Here is a 17558-nt window from a genome sequence, read left to right as displayed (position 1 = left end):
CTCCTCATCCAGCCTCCCCCCCCTCACCAACCTGTCACCACCATTTTGGGCCCCGAGGCTCCCTCTCTTGACCGGCGCATCGGATGAGTCGGACCCAGAGGGCCGCGCCAGCGAAAACCGGGTCCACTTTTCGCTGACGCGGCCCTATGGGTCCGTCCGATGCGCTAGGGGCTCAGCTCCGACTATGGACACAAGCGGCCTCGCGTCTTGGAAACGATGATTGTCGGGTGGTTACGATGCGAGCGCGCTCATGGGGCGCTATCGGCACTCGGCCAAGAGCTTACTCTGAGCGGCTCTCAAACGCGGCTCGAGGACAGTTGCGCCTGTGGCCCGAATCAACGTTTCCGCGTCCTGCAACAGCCTTGAAGCATCCTGGTGACGTTGGCTTCCGAACTGCTCTATCAAGGCGGCACCCGCGACGATCAACGCGCGGCACTCGGTCAGCCGGGTCGCCCGGTCCCGGGACAGGCTGATCGTTCGCTCGGCCGTGAGAAGGGCGTCTCCAAAGTGTTTCGCGTGAGCTTGGCATTCAGCCAGGCTGGCCATCATATCGGGCTCATAATCGAGCGCCGCTCTTGCCGAATGCATGAAGTTCAGTCCGTCTTCGAAACCTTGGATGGCCGACTGAGTGTTCCCTTCCAATGCTTGAGCCATGGCCATGCAGGCAAAGGAGAAGACCTTGAGATAGGGCGTACCGTGACGCTCCGCGAGTTGGCTCACCCGGATCGCGTGCTGTCTCGCCAGGGCAGGATCTCCAGAAAGCCAGGCCAGATCGACGTAGCCAAGATGGCTGATGAATTGAACCGTCGGATCGATCAGCCCGTCTTCGATCGAAAGCATATGGTCGAGCCACGCCCTTCCCTCGTCGATTCGGCTGAGGTGGATGAGGATTCTGGCTCGGAGGCTGAGCGTCCAATGTTCGACGCTATAACCGAGAAAGCGATTTTCAAAGTCCTGCACATGCTGCAACAGGGACATGGCCCGGTCATTGGCTTCGAGAGCCTCGTTGAAGAGGCCTGCCCAGCCATAGGCTTGGCTCAAGGACGCGTAGAGTGTCGCGGCCCGACTTTGATCTGATGCGCCATCGAGTATGGCCAGCGCATCCCTGACTCGTGTCACGTAATGGTCGGCGGCTCCTCCGCTCGCGCCACTGATCCGTGCCTCCACGAACAGAAGCAGAGGGATCATCGTATCGTCCGTCTCCTTGGCGACCGCCAGCGCTTCCTGGATATAGGGAGCAGCATCCTTCGCGCCCATCCCCTCGCGCCAGCCGAGCCAGGCGATCTGGGCGCTCGACAGGATGAGCAAAGCATTGTCCTTCGTGGCCGGGCTCTGTGCGTGCACGAGGCGATGCACAACCTGCCATTGCTTGATCGCCTGGGCGGGGTGCATCGACCCGATCCACTCGGCGGCTTTGCAGGCGTATTCCGCAGCTTTGGAGAGGACCCCTGCCATTTCGTAATGGAAGCTGATAAGTCCGGCGACCTCGTCCTGGCGCTCGGCATAATGGCTGGCCAAGGCAGGAGCAACAAAGGCATGAAGTCTGCTTCTTCGTGCCTTCAACTGGCTTGAATAAGCGACTTCCTGAATGAGCGGATGGCGAAAGGTATAGTAACGACTGTCGGGCCGGTTCTGCTCCTGAAGAAGCTCGGCGGCGCAGAGCCGGAGGAGTGCATCCTCGATTCCGACATCCGACTCCTGAGCGCTTACAGCCTGCAGGACCGCATACGGGAACTCTTTCCCGATGACGGAGGCCATTTGCAGGAGTGTCCGATCGAAGGACGGCAATCTGTCTATGCGCTCGCCGATCACGGCCTGAAGCGTCACGGGAAGGGGGTTGTTGCTGATCTCACCGCCGAGACGATAATCGCCGGGCTTCCCGATGAGAACATGGCTCTCGACCAGCGAATGGATGATTTCCTCGGCAAAGAAGGGATTGCCGTCCGAGCGTTCGGCAATACGCTCCCGAACATCAGCCAAGTCGACATGTGAGCCGATGACGGAGGATATGAGCGCATCGATCTGCCCGCGATCAAGGTCTCGCAGCTCCAGACGATGGAAGTGGTCATGGTCTGCCCAGGTCGCTCGGTAAGACGGGCGATAATTCACGATCATCAAGGCATGAGAGCCGACGATGGAGCGGAACAGGGTCTCCAGGAAGGCCTCGCTCGCCTCGTCCAGCCAATGAAGATCTTCCAGAATGATGACGTGAGGCCTGGAGGCATGTCCGGACACCAACCAGGAGATGGAATCCAGAAGCGCTGCATGACGCATCTTCGGAGGCAATGCTGATGCCGAAGCGGTTTGGGCGACGCCGAGGAACTCAAAGAGCGTCGACAGAGCATTGTCCGGAGGAGAGCTCAATTCATGGGATCGGTCCATGACGTGCTGGCGCACCTTGGCCGAGTCGTCATTGGCAGAAATCCCAAGCAATAGCCTGACGACCTCGAGGATTGGCTGAATCGGCGCAGCCTTCCCATAGGGTTGAACCCTCACCTCTACGACCGGGATCTGTTCTCTGCGGCAGCGCCTAGCGAACTCGTAGCAAAGCCTCGACTTGCCGCTTCCGGCGGAGCCGCAGATTCCGACCACGTGACTGTTGCCGCGCAGGGCCGCCTGCAGGGCGTTCTCCAGGATCGCCATCTCGTGCTCTCGAGCTTGGAACAGCGTGAGATTGGAGCTTGTGAAAAGCTCCCCGGATGACGTCGCCTGAAGGCCGAGAAGCTCATAGACGGTGATGTCATGCGCCAGACCCCGGATGCTTCTGCGCCCGACGAGCCTCGCGAAGCAATACCGATCAACCAGATGATAACAGTCTTCACTGAGGTAGATGGCACCAGGCTCGGCCAAGGATTGCACCCGGTTGGCGATATGGATGGCGACTCCGTAAGCCTCCCGCTCGTTGATCGCTCCGGTGTATTTGGTCTCGGAAACGATCAGGCCCGAGTGAAGGCCGATCCGGACCGCCGTCGCACCGAGCACCTGATTGATATCCGAGTGAATCGCCAAGGCCGCCTGGCAGGCCAGCAAGGCATGGCCTTCCTGAATCTGCGGCGCACCGAAGAGCGCCATGATTCCATCACCCAAGGTGTGAATCAGCGTCCCGCCGAAGCGTTCCACAGCCTGCCGCATCAGCGATACGGGCGGTGCGAGACGCCTCATCGCCTGTTCCGGGTCCAAATTGGAAACGAGCTCGGTCGAAGCAACAATATCCGCAAAGAGAATGGTGACCGGCTTGAACTCCTCCGTGCTTCCATGCGCGGCCGGCTCGCTCTCCTCGAGCGAGGTGGCCGGAAGGAGCGGTGCGCCACATTGGCTACAGAACCGGGCGTTGTCCGGACTTGAATGCGCGCAACGTGGACACTTCATTACGGCCTCAGCTTGCACCGATCATGGACGGAAGCACCGTGTCATTTAACGGGATGTCCCGGCGACAATGCAAGCAGCGTGTTGGGCTCGGGTCCGTTCCTCTTGAGGCATGACGATCAACCGGACCAAGTCGATCGCTACGTTATTGTGGTACAGTCGCGAGCGGATTGCCCTGCTCGCGGGCGTCGACGGAGGCCCGGCGCGCCAGGCTTGACCGAGACGCCGACCCGGCGCGGGGTCCCGGGCATGACCTCATCGTTCGATGACGAGCTTGCCAGCCGGGCGTGTCGAGGCACTCGGCCCGTTCCCGATGCAGTCCGAGTGCTTGCTCCCGCGGCAGACCGGCGTCCCGGGTCTTGCACCGGCCAGATTCTCCCCCCACATTGGCTAAGCCTAGGGCTCCGGGACCCTCTGGCGAGCGGGTCGCCGCTCGCGATGTCGGACGCCTCTCTTGCTTTTGAGCCAACGAGCGCTCCCGCAACCGGAGGATCCATGATGGACAACACATTCATTCGAACTGAAACGCCCGGCCTTCGCAACGGCGGCGTCCTGTCCGCTCTGGTGCGGGTCCTGGCCGTGGCCGCGGCCGGTATCGCGCTTGTGGCCATGATGCTGATCGGCCTTTTCGTCCTCCTCCCGCTCCTGCTCGCCGGCGGGACGGCGCTGTATCTGCATCTTCGCCGTCGCGCGCGTCAGACCAGGGACCGTCGCGCGGACGGCGTCATCGACGCGGAGTACACGATCATCGACCGTTGATGGGCTCCGCCGATCGACGGGGTTCCGGCCGGAGGCCTGGATCGGGGCAATGCCAGGGAGGGCGACCGGATCGGCCGTTCGTTTCCGGACGCCGATAAGCGGATGTTAACGACGGGCGATGACAGTTGCCGGGCGGACTGGCTCAATGTCAGCCCTGATCCTTCTGGTCCTCCTCCGTCATGATGCCCCCGAAAGACGTCAGAGACCGGCACCTCGCCAACCGGCAAGGCGCCGCCTTCGCCTTGGCCGACATGGTGCTCGTCGTCACATCGATGGGCGTCATCAAGCAGGCCGGCGCCACGTTTCCCGCCATCCAACTCGTCTTTTTCCGCGCCATCATCGGGCTGCTGCTCATTGCGCCTCTCGTCTGGCGCTACCGATCCGACATCTTCAACAGCCGCCAATTGAAGGGGCATTTCGGACGCGTTCTGTGCAGCACCGTTGCATTGAGCTGCAACTACGCCGCCACCACGGCTTTGCCGTTGACGCTCGTGAATGTGATCGGCTTCACGCGGCCCTTCGTCATTCTGGGCCTTGCCGCCGCCATGTTGGGCGAACGCATCCTGCCGCGGCACTGGGTATCGTCCCTCATCTGCTTCGCCAGTGTGATGTTCATCCTGAAACCCGGCTCCATGAGCTGGGACTGGGGTCTTCTGGCAGCCTTGGGAATGGTTCTGTTCGGCTCGTTGAGCGTCATCCAGACGCGCCGCCTGACCGGTGAACACGCGGTGGTCCTCATGGTCTTCTACACCATCGGCCTTGCCGTTCTGACCGCCGTCCCGGCCGTTCTCGTCTGGGTGCCCCCGGGGCTCAGCGACCTGCCCGCGTTCCTCGTCATCGGCACCCTGGCCCAAGTGGGCCAGTTCTGCTTCCTGCGCTCCCATCAGCTGGCGCAGGCGAGCATCCTGGCTCCGCTCAGCTATGTGGTGATCGTCTTCTCCGCCATGGCCGACTACCTGTATTTCGGCATCGTCCCGACGTCTTCCCTCGTGATCGGCGGCACTGTGATCATCGCGGCCGCTCTCGCCGGCACGCAGGCCGGGAGAGCGCGGCGTTGAACCACCGCCCCGCCCTGGCGCGGTTGCGCCCCTCAGGGGATTGAGCATCCGACCCGAAAGCCGCCTCCCGGCAACGCAAAAATTTGCATTTGCACGACGATTGCAAGTTTCGCAGCCCTGCGCAACAAATCGATGCAACGAACAAGAGGTGGGAGGAGATGACGAGAGCGAGCCTCAGCCGTCGACCGCGACAGACGGACATCGCCCGCTTCGCCGGCGTTTCGGTCAGCACCGTGTCGCGTGTTCTCGCGAACGAGCCCGGGATCAGCACGAACGTGCGGGATCAGGTGATCCGGATCGCGTCCGAACTCGGCTACAACGTCCGTCCGGTGCCGAGCCCGCAGCCTCAGAACCAGCGCTCGGTCGCGCTCATCCCGGTCGACCAGGCGACCGGCGGTCTGGGGGTGTTCTACGAGGGGATCCTCAGCGGACTTCGAGGAGCCGCCGCCCGGTCGGGCGGCACCCTCCTGCCGCGCCTCGTCCGGTCCTCCTCGGTCAAGGTTTCAGAGCTGAAGCAGACCCTGTCGGAGACCGAGGCGGCGGGGATCTTCCTTGTCGGCATCGATCCGCCCGAGGATCTGTGCGGCTGGCTCGCCGAGTCGGACATCCCGACCGTCTGGGTCAACGGAAACGACCCGAACCTGCAATTCGATTGCGTGTCGCCGGCCAACTTCTACGGGGCGTGGCTCGCGACCCGGCACCTCATCGACGCCGGGCATCGGCGGATCCTGCATTTCACCATGTCGCACCGGCATACGATCCGCGAGCGTGTCCGCGGCTTCGAGGCGGCGGCCGCGACGGCGGGCGTGACCACGCGGATCGTCCATCTGCCCGCGACCGCCCCGCGCACCAGCACGGCGGCGTGCGAGGCCATGGAGGCGATTCTGCTGGCAGACGAAGGGTTTACCGCTGCTTTCTGCATGAACGACATGATGGCGGTCGGAGTCATGGAAGCCGTCACCAACCACCACCTCTCGATCCCTCAGGATTTCGCCGTGATGGGGTTCGACGACCTGCCCTGCGCGTCCATGACCACCCCGCGCCTGACCACCATGCGGGTGGACCGGGAGGCGATCGGCCAGGAGGCCTATCACCTCATGCAGAGGCGCATCGCCGACCCGGGCGCCGATCCGCGCAAGGTCGAGCTGGCCGTCCGGCTGGTGGACGGCGCGACCGTCCAGGCTTTCTCCAAGACGTCCGCGGACGAGGAACTCCCGGCATGACCTATACGCCCGCCTATGCCAATCCCCTGGCCGCCAACCCGCTCAAGACGAGAGCCGATGTGGAGCAGGCGCTTCTCGACCTGTTCGCCCCGCTCCTGCCGGCGTTCTCGGAAGGCGGAGCCCGGGTGAGCCTGAGCGCCACGGCGGCCCATTTCGACCAGGCGGCCGCCGATCTGGAAGGCTTTGCCCGGCCGCTCTGGGGCCTGGCGCCCTATGCGGCCGGCGGCGGCGACTTCCCGCATTGGCCCCTGTTCGCGAAGGGCCTCGCCAACGGGACGGATCCGGACCACCCCGAATATTGGGGCAAGGTCACCGACCGCGACCAGAGGATGGTCGAGCTGGCGGCGCTCGGCTTCGCCCTGCGCCTCGTGCCCCAGCACCTGTGGGATCCGCTGGACGACCGGGCGCGGAGGAACGTCGCCACCTACCTGCTGGAGGCCCGCCCGCACCAGTTCGCGGACAACAACTGGAAGTTCTTCCGGGTGATGATCGACCTCGGCCTCGAGCGGATCGGGGTCGATTTCGACCGGAGCCTGACCGAGCAATACCTCCAGGAACTCGAAGCCTTCTATCTCGGCGACGGATGGTACCGGGACGGCAACGTGCCCCGGGTGGACCATTACATCCCCTTCGCGATGCATTTCTACGGGCTGATCTACGCGGCCCTGGCTACCACCGACGGGGACCGCAAGCGCCGGTTCCGCGACTGGGCGCGCCTGTTCGCGCCGAACATCCGGCACTGGTTCGCGGACGATGGCGGCGCGCTCGTCTTCGGCCGCAGCATGACCTACCGGTTCGCGTGCGCCGGGTTCTGGGCCGCCCTCGCCTTCGCCGACGAGGAGGCCCTGCCCTGGGGCGTGGTGAAGGGCTATTATCTGCGCCATCTGCGCTGGTGGGGCCGGTACCCGATCACGGACCGGAGCGGCGTGCTCACGGTCGGGTTCGGCTACGCCAACCTGCTGATGTCGGAGAACTACAACTCGGCCGGCTCCCCCTACTGGGCCTTCAAGGCCTTCCTGCCGCTGGCCCTGCCCGCCTCGCACCCGTTCTGGACCGCCGAGGAGGCGCCGGCTCCCGCCTTGGCCGAGCCCTCGCCGCAGCCGCAGCCCGGCATGGTCATGATGCAAACGCCCGGCAACGTGGTCGCCCTGTCGTCCGGCCAGGAAAACCTGCAGATGCGGTTCGGCAGCGAGAAATACGCCAAGTTCGCCTATTCGTCCCGCTACGCCTTCAGCGTCGAGAGCGACGAGCGGATCTTCGAGGGCGCGGCGCTCGACGGGATGCTCGGCTTCAGCGACGACGGCCGGCATTTCCGGGTGCGCGAGACCAACGAGGAGGCCCTGATCGCGGGAAGCGTTCTCTATGGCCGCTGGCGGCCATGGGCCGACGTGGAGGTCGAGACCTGGCTCCTCCCGGCCGCCCCATGGCACATCCGGGTCCACCGGATCAGGACCCCGCGCCCGCTCGCCACCGCCGAGGGGGGCTTCGCGATCCCGCGGGCCGACGCCTATCGGAAGCTGGAGACGATCGAGGAGCGCAGCGGCGGAGCGCTGGTCGTCGGGGCGGCCGATTGCAGCGGCATCGCGGATCTGGGATCGTCGATCGAAAGACGCGGCGTCGCGCTGAAAGCGCCTCCCAACACGAATCTGCTCCACCCAAAGACCTTCGTGCCGCAGCTGCACGGCGATATCCCGGCCGGGGAAACGGTTCTGGCCACGGCCGCCCTCGCATTGACCGATCGGTGCGATGCCGGCCGGTTCTGGCAGGAGATACCAGCCGCGCCGGCCGTCGCGGACCTCGAATCTCTCGTGGCGCGGGACGGCCGCCGGGTCGGGGCCATCGCCTGGAGGACGACGCCATGACCGGCCGCCACCGCGTCGTCTTCGCCATGGATCCTGTCCGGACCGAAGGTGTTCTTACGTCACCCCTGCTGGACCGGCTCGCCCGGTCCTGCACGATCCTCGACCGGAGCCCGCTCCGGTCCTTGACCGAAGGTCAGGCCCCGGCTCTGCTCCGGCAGGCGGAGATCCTCGTGACCGGCTGGGGCTGCCCGGCCATCGGGCGCGACATCCTCGAGCTCGCCCCGAACCTGAGGCTGATCGCCCATGCGGCCGGCACGGTCAAAGGCTTCCTGTCGCCGGACGTCCTCGATGCCGGAATCGCCGTCACCCATGCGGCGGAGGCGAACGCGATCCCGGTGGCCGAGTTCACCCTCGCGGCGATCCTGTTCGCCAACAAGCAGGTGTTCCGCTTCCGCGATCTCTACCGGGCCGACCGGAACCGCTCGCGGACGTTTCCGCTCACCGCGCAGCCGGTCGGAAATTTCCATCGCACGATCGGCATCATCGGGGCGTCGCGGATCGGCCGGCGCGTCATCGAGTATCTCGAGCCCTTCAGCTTCCGGATTCTTCTGCACGACCCCTATGTGAGCGCGCGCGAGGCGGCGGCGCTCGGCGTCGAGAGCGTGTCGCTCGACGATCTCATGCGGCTCTCGGACGTGGTATCGGTCCACGCGCCCGCCCTGCCCTCGACCCAAGGCATGATCACGCGCCGGCACCTGGCGCTCATGCGCGACGGGACCACGCTCATCAACACGGCGCGCGGCATCATCGTGAAGCAGGACGATCTCATCGCCGAGCTCGGCACCGGCCGCATCGACGCGATCATCGACGTGACCTATCCGGAAGTCCCGGAAGAATCGTCGCCGCTCTACGATCTTCCGAACGTCTTCCTCACGCCGCACATCGCGGGCGCCATCGGCAACGAGCGCGAGATGCTTGGCGAGTTCACCGTCGAGGAGATCGAGCGTTTCGTCGAGGGACGTCCCCTGCTCTCCGCCATCACGCCCGCAGCCCTGGGGACGATGGCATGACGTCGTTCCGCCCCGGCCTGTGCTCGGTCACGTTCCGCACGCTTGCGCCGAGAACCATCGTCCGGCTGGCGGCCGAATGCGGGATCGAGGGGATCGAGTGGGCGGGCGACGTGCATGTCCCGCCCGGCCAGCCCGACTTCGCGCGCCACGTGCGGCGCCTGACCGAGGATGCCGGCCTCGCGGTGATCTCCTACGGGTCCTATATCGCGCCGCCGAGCGACGACGAATCAGCCTTCGCGCAGGTGCTCGAAACCGCGCAGGCGCTCGGCGCGCCGAACATCCGCATCTGGCCCGGATCGCGCAACCGCGATTCCGCCACTTATTCCCCGGACGAGCGCGCTCACACCGCCGCGCTGATCCGGCGCATGGCTCGGCAAGCGGACGATGCTTCCGTGACGCTCTCTCTCGAATACCATCCGAATTCCCTCACCGACGATCTCGCCTCGGCGCGAAGGCTCATGGCGGAGATCGACGACCCGAACGTGTTCCTCTACTGGCAGCCGCGCCCGGGTCTGCCGCTCGACGAGGCGCTCGACGAATTCCGCGCGGTCGGCTCCGACACGTCGCATGTCCATGTGTTCGCCTGGAACCGCGAGAAGGCGCGCTATCCCCTGTCGGAGCAGCGCGCCTATTGGAGCGAGGTCCTGAGCAACGCTCCCGCCACCCGCTGGCCGCGCGAGCGTTTCGCCATGCTGGAATTCGTCCGTGACGACAGCCCTGAGCAGTTCCGGGCCGATGCGGCCGTGTTTCGTCAATTGTTGGAAGAAGCGAAGGCGCGCGCGCGTGGCGCGGCCTGACTTCTATAACGACACTCCGGGGGGCGCGCTTCTCGCCACCTCGCGAAGAGAACATCCAGAAGCGAACGGGAGGACATGATGAAGACTGACTTGAATCGTCGTACGTTGCTGAAATCCGCCCTCGCGCTCGGCGGCGCCGCGGCCGTGGGCGCTCCGGGCCTGAGCTGGGCGCAGGGCGAAGGCGGCCGGCTGCGCTGCACCTGGTGGGGATCGCCGGACCGGGCGCGGCGCACCACCGAGGTGGGCAAGCTGTTCCAGGAGCGCACCGGCATCGAGATCGCCGGCGAGCCCGTGGGCGCCGATTACTGGGCCAAGATCGGCACCCAGATGGCGGGCCGCAACATCGCCGACGTGTTCCAGCTCGAGCCGAGCAGCCTCGCCGACTATGCCGGGCGCGGCGCCGCCAAGCCCATGGACGAGTTCGTGGGCAAGCAGCTCGACATCTCCAGCTTCGGCGACAAGATGGTCGACCTGTGCCGGGCCAACGGCAAGATCTACGGCGTGGCGCTCGGCCTCAACTCGTTCTCGCTCTTCTACGACCAGACGGTGTTCGAGAAGGCCGGCATCAAGCCACCGACCCACGAGACCACCTGGAAAGAATTCGCCGACATGGCGGTCGACCTCACCAAGGCGGTGGGCCGGCCCGACTATTGGGGCGCGCCCTACGGAGCCCGCTATCACTACGTATTCGACGTATGGCTGCGCCAGCGCGGCAAGCGCCTCTACACGGAAGACGCCAAGCTCGGTTGCACGGTCGACGACGCCAAGGAGTGGTTCGCCTATTGGGAGGACCTGCGCAAGCGCAACGGCTGCGTGCCGGCCGACGTGCAGACCCTCGACCAGAACCAGATCGAGCGCAATTCGCTGGCGCTCGGCAAGTCGGCCATGGGCCTCACCTATTCGAACCAGCTCATCGGCTACCAGCTCCTCACCAAGAACAAGCTCGGGATCACCATGGTGCCGCAGGCGGGCGGAGGCGCGAAATCCGGCCACTACTACCGGCCCGCGCTGATCTGGAGCATCGGCTCGACGACCAAGCAGGCCGACAAGGCCGCGGCCTTCATCAGCTTCTTCGTCAACGATGTGGAGGCCGGCAAGATTCTCGGCGTCGAGCGCGGCGTGCCCATGTCGCCGAAGGTGCGCGAGGCGATCCTGCCGAGCCTGAACGAGGTCGAGCGCGCCACCGTCGACTACGTCAACCTCCTGGCCGACAAGGTGAGCGACTACCCGCCGCCGGTTCCGATCGGCGCCGTCGAGTTCGACAACAACGTCATGCGCAAGGTCGCCGACCAGGTCGCCTTCGGCCAGATCTCCATCGCGGACGCGGCCCAGCGCATCGTCGAGGACGGCAACGCCGTGCTGCGGAAGGTGAACTGAGAGGTCGGATCCGCCCCCTGCACGTCATCACCGGCCTTGTGCCGGTGATCCCGATACGGTGAGGCGCGGCGCTCTCCCCATCGGGATGGCCGGCACAAGGCCGGCCACGACGTGAGGAGGGTGCCATCCCCGGACCACATACGCACCACGTCATCACCGGGCTTGTCCCGGTGATCCCGATCGTCTGAGGCGCGGCGCTCCAACCGATCGGGATGGCCGGGCCCGTCCCGGCCATCCCGATGGGCGCCAGGGGCCGCCCTCGGCTGACACCCAGGCGCGATCGTGGCACAGTACCGTCGGGTGGAGGCACGTTCGATGGCCCAGACCGTGACGGTGTATTTCGCGACCAACCGCATGCCGCTCACCGAGGGCGGCCCCGACACCATCGTGGGATTCGGCTCGGAGCTCGGGCCCATCGACGGCACGGCGGTGCGGTTCGGCAGCGCGCAGGCGAGCGTCACGACGACGGGATCGCGCTTCGTGCCCGGGTCGCTCTACGTGGCGCCGGAACAGCTCATCGGGCCGGTGATCCGGCGCGGCAGCCGCGACATCTTCGAGAAGCTCCGTCAGGACATGCAGGAGGGGGGGCGGCCGACCCTCGTGGTGATCCACGGCTTCTCGAACACCTTCCAGGAGGCCATCGAGCGCGCCGCCTCGATCCTGACCTTCTACGGCATCGACGCCAACGTGTTCTCGTTCTCGTGGCCGTCCATCGGGACGCCCCTGCCCACGCCCCTGCCCTATACCGACTACTTCCACGACCGCGGCACCGCCCGGGCCTCGGGGGTCGCCATCGCGCGCACCATGCGCATCCTCTACGACTTCATCGATTCCCTGCCGCGCCGGGACCTGTGCCGCCAGCCGCTGCACCTCATCTGCCACAGCATGGGCAACTACGCGTTCCGCTATGCCGTGCAGGCCCTGATGCTGGTGCCCCAGGGCGAGCCGCGCGAATACGTGCGCACGGTCGATGCGCCCGCGACGGATGTGGAGGAGCGCCCGCTCCCGGCCCTGGTGGCGCTGCCCACCGAGGCGCCCGATCCCAACCGCCTGCGCCGGACCTTCGACCAGATCGTCCTGGCGGCGGCCGACGAGGACGAGGACGCCTTCGACGATCCCAAGGAGCTGCGCTACCTGCCCCGGCTCGGCAGCCGCGTCACGGTCTATCACACCCCCAAGGACTGGATCCTCTCGACCCTCAGCTCCGTGACCAAGTTCAACGGGCCGCGCCTGGGCGTCGACGGGCCCGACAACATGGCGATGATCAGCGACAAGATCACGGCCGTGGACGTGAGCGACGCCATCGATCCGGGCCACGATTTCCAGAGCCACCAGTATTACCGGCTCTTCCCGGCCGTGCGCGACGACATCGTGGCGGTCCTCTCCGGCGCGCGGCAGGACACCATCGCCAACCGGGAGCGCACCGACATCCAGCGCTACCGCCTGAAGGCGCCGACCCGGACCACGCGTCGACGGGGGTGATCGCACCCTCCCACGTCATCACCGGCCTCGTGCCGGTGATCCCGGTGCCGTGAGGCGCGGCGCCCTTCGGATCGGGATGGCCGGGACAAGCCCGGCCATGACGTCCAGGGTGGTGAGTCCCGGTGATGACGGGACGGGCAGGATGGCCCGCCGCAAGTTTGGCCATATGTCGCTCTAGCGTTTCGCTCTCGACGCCGGGCCGCGCCAGGCCGGCGGCATCCTCAGGGAGCGAAACGGCCATGACCGGGTTTTCCGTCAGACGCCTCGGGTGGCTCGGGTGCTGGCTGGCCCTGTCGGTCGCCCTTCCGGCGCAGGCGGATCCCTTCTTCGTCCGGGTCTATGGCCGCACCTACAAGATCGATCCCCGGTATCCGTCCGACGAGAAGGGGCCCAAGCCCCAGGACGCCATGAAGGCCCTGCCGGCCGATCTCGCCAAGGGGCCGGGCTTCCGGCCCTCGCACGAGGAGGTGCTCGCCGAGGTCGAGGAGCGGGTCTGGATCGCCGGGAACCAGCTCGACGCGAAGCTCGACGACGCGGCCCGGTCCCGCGACCGGCGCGGCGGCGCCCCCGACCCGAAGGCGGCCCGACAGGAGATTGCCGGGTCGCTCGCCACCGGCGACGGGCCCGGACGCTCGCCGGAGCTCCAGACGCTCTACGACCGAAACCGTGCGCTCAACCTGCTGGCGCGGGAATTGCGGCGCTCCCTCGACCTGCCGGTGCGCACGCCGGATTCGGGCTTCTCGCGGCCGAAGCTGACGCCCGAGATCGAGGCGAGCTTCCGGGCCCAGAACTTCGACCCCTACGCGGCCTATATCGGATTCCGGCGCGTGAAGGCGGCGTTCCGGTCCAACGACGCGGAACTGCTGGCCCGCACGGCCCATTACCCCGTGACGGTGACCGGCAAGGTGCGGCGCACCCTGCGCACCCGGGAGCAGCTCATCGCCGCCCGGGAGACGCTCCTGAACCAGGCCGTACGGGACGCGGTGGCCAAATCCACGTTCGAGACCGTGTTCGTGCGCGACAAGGGCATGATGCTCGGCGACGGCGCGGTGTGGATCACGAGCGACAAGACCGGCTTCGGCCTCGGGGCCGTCCAGGTGGAGTGAGGGCTGGAGTGAGGGCCGGCGGGCCAGAAAATGCGAAAGCCTGTGGATCCGATGGTCCAGCTTGGCCGTTATGCCTCAACTTGGCCGGGTTGCTCCGGCACCGTTATCCATGACGTACCCATGACGACAGACGACCAGTGAGGAGATCGGAATGACAAGGGGCTGGCACTTTGGGATCGCGGCCGTCACGGCCCTGGTGGCGCTCGCCGGAACGGCCCACACGGCCGAGGCCGCGCAATGCGGCAATTCCGCCGCCGGCTTCGAGCAGTGGAAGCAGGACTTCGCCCCGGAGGCGCGGGCGAAAGGCATCGGACCCACGGCGATCCAGGCCCTGATGGCGACCGACTACGCGACCGCCACGATCCGGGCCGACCGGGGCCAGAAGAGCTTCCGGCTCTCTCTCGACCAGTTCATGGCCAAACGCGGCGCCAACGTGATCGTGTCGCGCGGGCGCTCGCTCAAGCAGTCGAACGCCGCCCTGTTCGCGTCGCTCGAGCAGCGCTACGGGGTTCCGCCGGGACCGCTCATCGCCATCTGGGGCATGGAGACGGCCTTCGGCAGCCAGCGCGGCAACCAGCACACCCTCTCGGCGGTGGCGACCCTGGCCTACGATTGCCGCCGCTCGGAGTTCTTCACCGACCAGCTCTACGCGGCCCTCACCCTGATCGACCGCGGCATGCTCTCGGCCAATGCGCGCGGCTCCATGCACGGGGAGATCGGCCAGACCCAGTTCATGCCCAAGAACATCCTGGCCTACGCCAATGGCGGCAATCTCGACAACACCGCCGACGCCCTGGAGGCGACGGCCAACTTCCTCAAGGCCCACGGCTGGCGCGCCGGCGCCGGCTACCAGCCGGGCGAGCCCAACTTCCGGGCCATCCAGGCCTGGAACGCCGCCTCCGTGTACCAGCAGGCCATCGCGCTGATCGGCCAGCAGATCGACGGCGGAAGCCGCCGGTCGGCGGAGCGCTGACGCATCGGATCGACGACCGGCCCCCTCCCACCCCATGGCCGGGCCTGTCCCGGCCATCCCGATCCGAAGAGCGCCGCGCCTCGCGGCATCCGGATCACCGGCGCGAGGCCGGCGATGACGTGGCGGGTGTCTTATCCCCGCCCTCCTGCTTGACCGCCGGCGGGGTCGGTTCGCCGAGCGACAGCATGAGCCGGTTGGCCCAGTTGAAGAAGGACGCGCCGTTGATCACGTCGATGATCTCGCCGTCGTCGAGGCCGGCCGCGCGCAGGGCCTCGATCTGCCGCCCGCCGAATGCGATCGGCGTGTCGGTGAGCGCCACGGACGCCTCCACGATGGCGTTCCAGCGCGGGTCGATATCCGCTTCCACGCCCTCGTCGAGCAGGCGCTGGATGTCGGCGCCGCGCTTCGAGTACTGGGTGGCGAAGCGCGAATGCACGGACGCGCAGAAGATGCAGCCGTTGGACCGGGAGGTCGCCGTGGCGGCGAGCTCGCGCTCGGCCCGCGGCAGGCCGTTCGCCGTGTTGTAGAAGATGTCCTTGTCGGTCTTCGTGCGCGCCTGCAGCACGTCCGGATCGCGGGCGAGCAGCAGGAAGTACGGCGACTTGGCCCGCGAGGCGTCCACGAGCCCGGCCCAGTGCCGCTCGGTGAGCTGGTCAGCCGGGAACGGCTCGAGCCAGGGCAGCCAGCCGAGCTCGTCCTGGGTGAAGGCCACGGGCTCCCGGTTGTCGGGATGCGACAGCGTTGTCTCGGTCATGGACTTTCCCCTCTCAAACGGCGCCGGACGCCAGGACGCCCGTGAAGATCTGCGTGTATTCCGTATCCGTGCTCTCGACCGCCGACGCGCCCGCGAGCGCCCGCAGGCCCGCCACGACCCGGATCTGGAACGACAGGAAGGCGACGAGCTGCGACAGGGTCACGATGTCGGTGGTCGACCAGCCGGCATCGAGAAGCCCCTGGAGGGCGGCGGGGCTCGCGTCGCGCGGGTGGAAGACGAGGAGATGCGCGTGCTCCAGGCCGGCCGCGAGGCGCGCGCCCAGGCTCTCGCGGCTGTCCGCCGAGACCCGGTAGGAGGGCCCGTCCTTGTCCTCGACGGAATGCGGGCCCGCCGGATAGCGCCCGTAGGGACCCTCGGTGGCCCCGCGGGCGATCTCGGACACGACCACCTCGGTCAGCCGCGGATGCCCGAGCCGCTCCAGCGCGGCGGAGTAGAAATCGCCCACATGGGGCTGGCGGTGGAGCCCGGCCACGAAGGTGGCGAGCGCATAGCGCTCGAGCGGCGTGACGGTGCCGGGAACCTCCGGCTCGAATAGGGCGAGATAGCTCTTCTGCGCGTTCTCGCGCGCCTGCGGCCGCTGATCGCGCAGGCGGTCGAGGCTGGATCCCGGCCGGATCCCGGCCAGGTGATCGATGACGTCCGTCGGGGTGGTGCTCATGGGTGTCTCACGGTCCGGTGGTGGGTGATGGGTTCGGGGCGACGTTCAGCGCGAGGTTCATCGCACCAGGGCGACGCGCTTCCCGGGCCGGCCCGCGGCCGGAGCCTGCCAGCCGAGCGCCGGCGCCACGTCGCTGGCGATCAGCTCGATCGAGCGCAGGATGTCCTCGTGCGGGGGATCGACCGAATGGACCTGGAACACCAGGTCGGTGACCCGCGGCAGGGTGGTGTCGCGGCTCAGGGATTCGAGCACGTCCTCGGGCGTGCCCACATGGGTGTCGAGGGCCGCGATGATGTCGGCGAGGCTGTCGCCCGGGATCACGTGCCCCTTGGCGGCGAAATCCGCCACCACGCGGCGCAGGCCCGTCTCGGCGAGGCGCAGGGCCTTGTCCCGGCTGTCGGCGACGAAGAGCGAGCGCGACGCGACGATGCGCGGAGCCCGGCCCTCGGGCAAAGCCGCCAGATAGGCGTCGATGATCGGATGCTGGAGGTCGGGCAGCGTGGCGTGCGGCGCGTCCTTCGGCCGGGGCTGCGTGCGCGACAGCATGAGCCCGTCGCCGGCCTTGCCGGCCCGGATGCCGCCGCCGACCGAGAAGGTCGCCTGCCAGACCCGGTCGTCGAGGTCGGGCGCGACCGGATAGAGCGTGTCCCCGCCCTCCAGGCTCCCGCCCGTCCAGGCGCTGCGCAGCACCGCGAGGTGCCGGTCGTAGATCTCCGACCGGTTCGCGCTCTCGAGCCCGAAGGCCGTGAAGGACGACGGGGTGCCGCCGGTGCCGACGCCGATCTCGAGCCGGCCGCCCGACAGAAGGTCGAGCACCACCGCGTCCTCGGCGACCCGGATCGGGTTCTCGAGCGGCAGGGTGATGATGCCGGTGCCGAGGCGGATGGTCGAGGTGCGCGCCGCCACGTGGGACAGGAACACGAGCGGGGCCGGCAGCCCGCCCTCCGCGGCGTGGAAATGGTGCTGCGCCACCCAGGCGGAATCGAACCCGTGGCGCTCCGCATGGATGATCTGCTCGGCCGCGAGCCGGTAGCGCTCGCCCGGGCCCGCGTCGTCGAGAAGCCGGGTGAAGAACCCGAGCCGCCTGGTGGTCGAAGATGCTGTCATGGCTT

14 protein-coding genes are annotated in these 17558 nt (G+C 67.1%); 10 read left to right on the top strand and 4 right to left on the bottom strand.

Features of this window, described 5'->3' with window-relative positions; genetic code table 11:
* Window positions 1-258 precede the first annotated feature (258 nt).
* Window positions 259-3369, bottom strand: a complete 3111-nt coding sequence (locus OCW50_RS05605; protein ID WP_262296749.1) for an adenylate/guanylate cyclase domain-containing protein — start codon at window positions 3367-3369, stop codon at window positions 259-261.
* 495 nt (window positions 3370-3864) lie between these two features.
* On the opposite strand from OCW50_RS05605, the gene OCW50_RS05600 reads away from it, so the two are divergent.
* From OCW50_RS05600 to OCW50_RS05555, 10 genes are all read left to right on the top strand, one after another.
* A complete protein-coding gene (locus OCW50_RS05600; protein WP_262296748.1) occupies window positions 3865-4125 on the top strand; it encodes a hypothetical protein in 261 nt (86 codons plus the stop codon).
* Between the two features lie 179 nt (window positions 4126-4304).
* Window positions 4305-5183: a DMT family transporter gene (locus tag OCW50_RS05595; protein WP_262296747.1), complete on the top strand. Its 879-nt coding sequence runs from the start codon at window positions 4305-4307 to the stop codon at window positions 5181-5183.
* A 158-nt stretch (window positions 5184-5341) separates the two neighbouring features.
* Window positions 5342-6406, top strand: coding sequence for a LacI family DNA-binding transcriptional regulator (locus tag OCW50_RS05590; RefSeq protein ID WP_262296746.1), 1065 nt, complete (start codon window positions 5342-5344; stop codon window positions 6404-6406).
* On the top strand, window positions 6403-8268 hold the full coding sequence (locus tag OCW50_RS05585; RefSeq protein WP_262296745.1) for a DUF2264 domain-containing protein: 1866 nt from the start codon (window positions 6403-6405) through the stop codon (window positions 8266-8268). Before OCW50_RS05590 ends, OCW50_RS05585 begins: the two co-directional genes overlap by 4 nt.
* On the top strand, window positions 8265-9278 hold the full coding sequence (locus OCW50_RS05580) for a hydroxyacid dehydrogenase (RefSeq protein ID WP_262296744.1): 1014 nt from the start codon (window positions 8265-8267) through the stop codon (window positions 9276-9278). Before OCW50_RS05585 ends, OCW50_RS05580 begins: the two co-directional genes overlap by 4 nt.
* A complete protein-coding gene (locus OCW50_RS05575) occupies window positions 9275-10075 on the top strand; it encodes a sugar phosphate isomerase/epimerase family protein (RefSeq protein WP_262296743.1) in 801 nt (266 codons plus the stop codon). The genes OCW50_RS05580 and OCW50_RS05575 overlap by 4 nt, the downstream gene beginning before the upstream one ends.
* Window positions 10076-10153: 78 nt before the next feature.
* Window positions 10154-11452 (top strand): ABC transporter substrate-binding protein, encoded by a 1299-nt coding sequence (locus OCW50_RS05570; protein WP_262296742.1) that lies wholly within the window; start codon window positions 10154-10156, stop codon window positions 11450-11452.
* Window positions 11453-11767: 315 nt separating this feature from the next.
* Window positions 11768-12934 carry an alpha/beta fold hydrolase gene (locus OCW50_RS05565; protein ID WP_262269227.1) on the top strand — a complete coding sequence of 389 codons (1167 nt, stop codon included), beginning with the start codon at window positions 11768-11770 and terminating at the stop codon, window positions 12932-12934.
* A 239-nt stretch (window positions 12935-13173) separates the two neighbouring features.
* Complete coding sequence (locus OCW50_RS05560; protein WP_262296741.1) at window positions 13174-14040, top strand: hypothetical protein; 867 nt, start codon at window positions 13174-13176, stop codon at window positions 14038-14040.
* Window positions 14041-14191: 151 nt separating this feature from the next.
* Window positions 14192-15013 carry a lytic murein transglycosylase gene (locus OCW50_RS05555; RefSeq protein ID WP_262269229.1) on the top strand — a complete coding sequence of 274 codons (822 nt, stop codon included), beginning with the start codon at window positions 14192-14194 and terminating at the stop codon, window positions 15011-15013.
* A gap of 94 nt (window positions 15014-15107) precedes the next feature.
* Here OCW50_RS05555 and OCW50_RS05550 read toward each other — a convergent pair whose 3' ends face one another.
* The 3 genes from OCW50_RS05550 to OCW50_RS05540 are packed head-to-tail and all read right to left on the bottom strand — an operon-like array spanning window position 15108 to window position 17553.
* Complete coding sequence (locus OCW50_RS05550) at window positions 15108-15767, bottom strand: alkylhydroperoxidase domain protein (RefSeq protein ID WP_262296740.1); 660 nt, start codon at window positions 15765-15767, stop codon at window positions 15108-15110.
* 13 nt (window positions 15768-15780) lie between these two features.
* Window positions 15781-16446, bottom strand: coding sequence for a CMD domain protein (locus OCW50_RS05545; protein ID WP_262296739.1), 666 nt, complete (start codon window positions 16444-16446; stop codon window positions 15781-15783).
* Window positions 16447-16503: 57 nt separating this feature from the next.
* The gene (locus OCW50_RS05540) at window positions 16504-17553 is read right to left on the bottom strand and encodes a putative FMN-dependent luciferase-like monooxygenase (RefSeq protein WP_262296738.1); all 1050 of its coding nucleotides are present in this window, start codon (window positions 17551-17553) and stop codon (window positions 16504-16506) included.
* Between the last annotated feature and the right edge of the window lie 5 nt (window positions 17554-17558).

Source organism: Microvirga sesbaniae, assembly GCF_025460805.1.
In the GTDB taxonomy this organism is placed as follows: domain Bacteria; phylum Pseudomonadota; class Alphaproteobacteria; order Rhizobiales; family Beijerinckiaceae; genus Microvirga; species Microvirga sesbaniae.
Note: the sequence above shows the minus strand (reverse complement) of the source record. Positions and strands in the feature narration are given on the sequence as shown.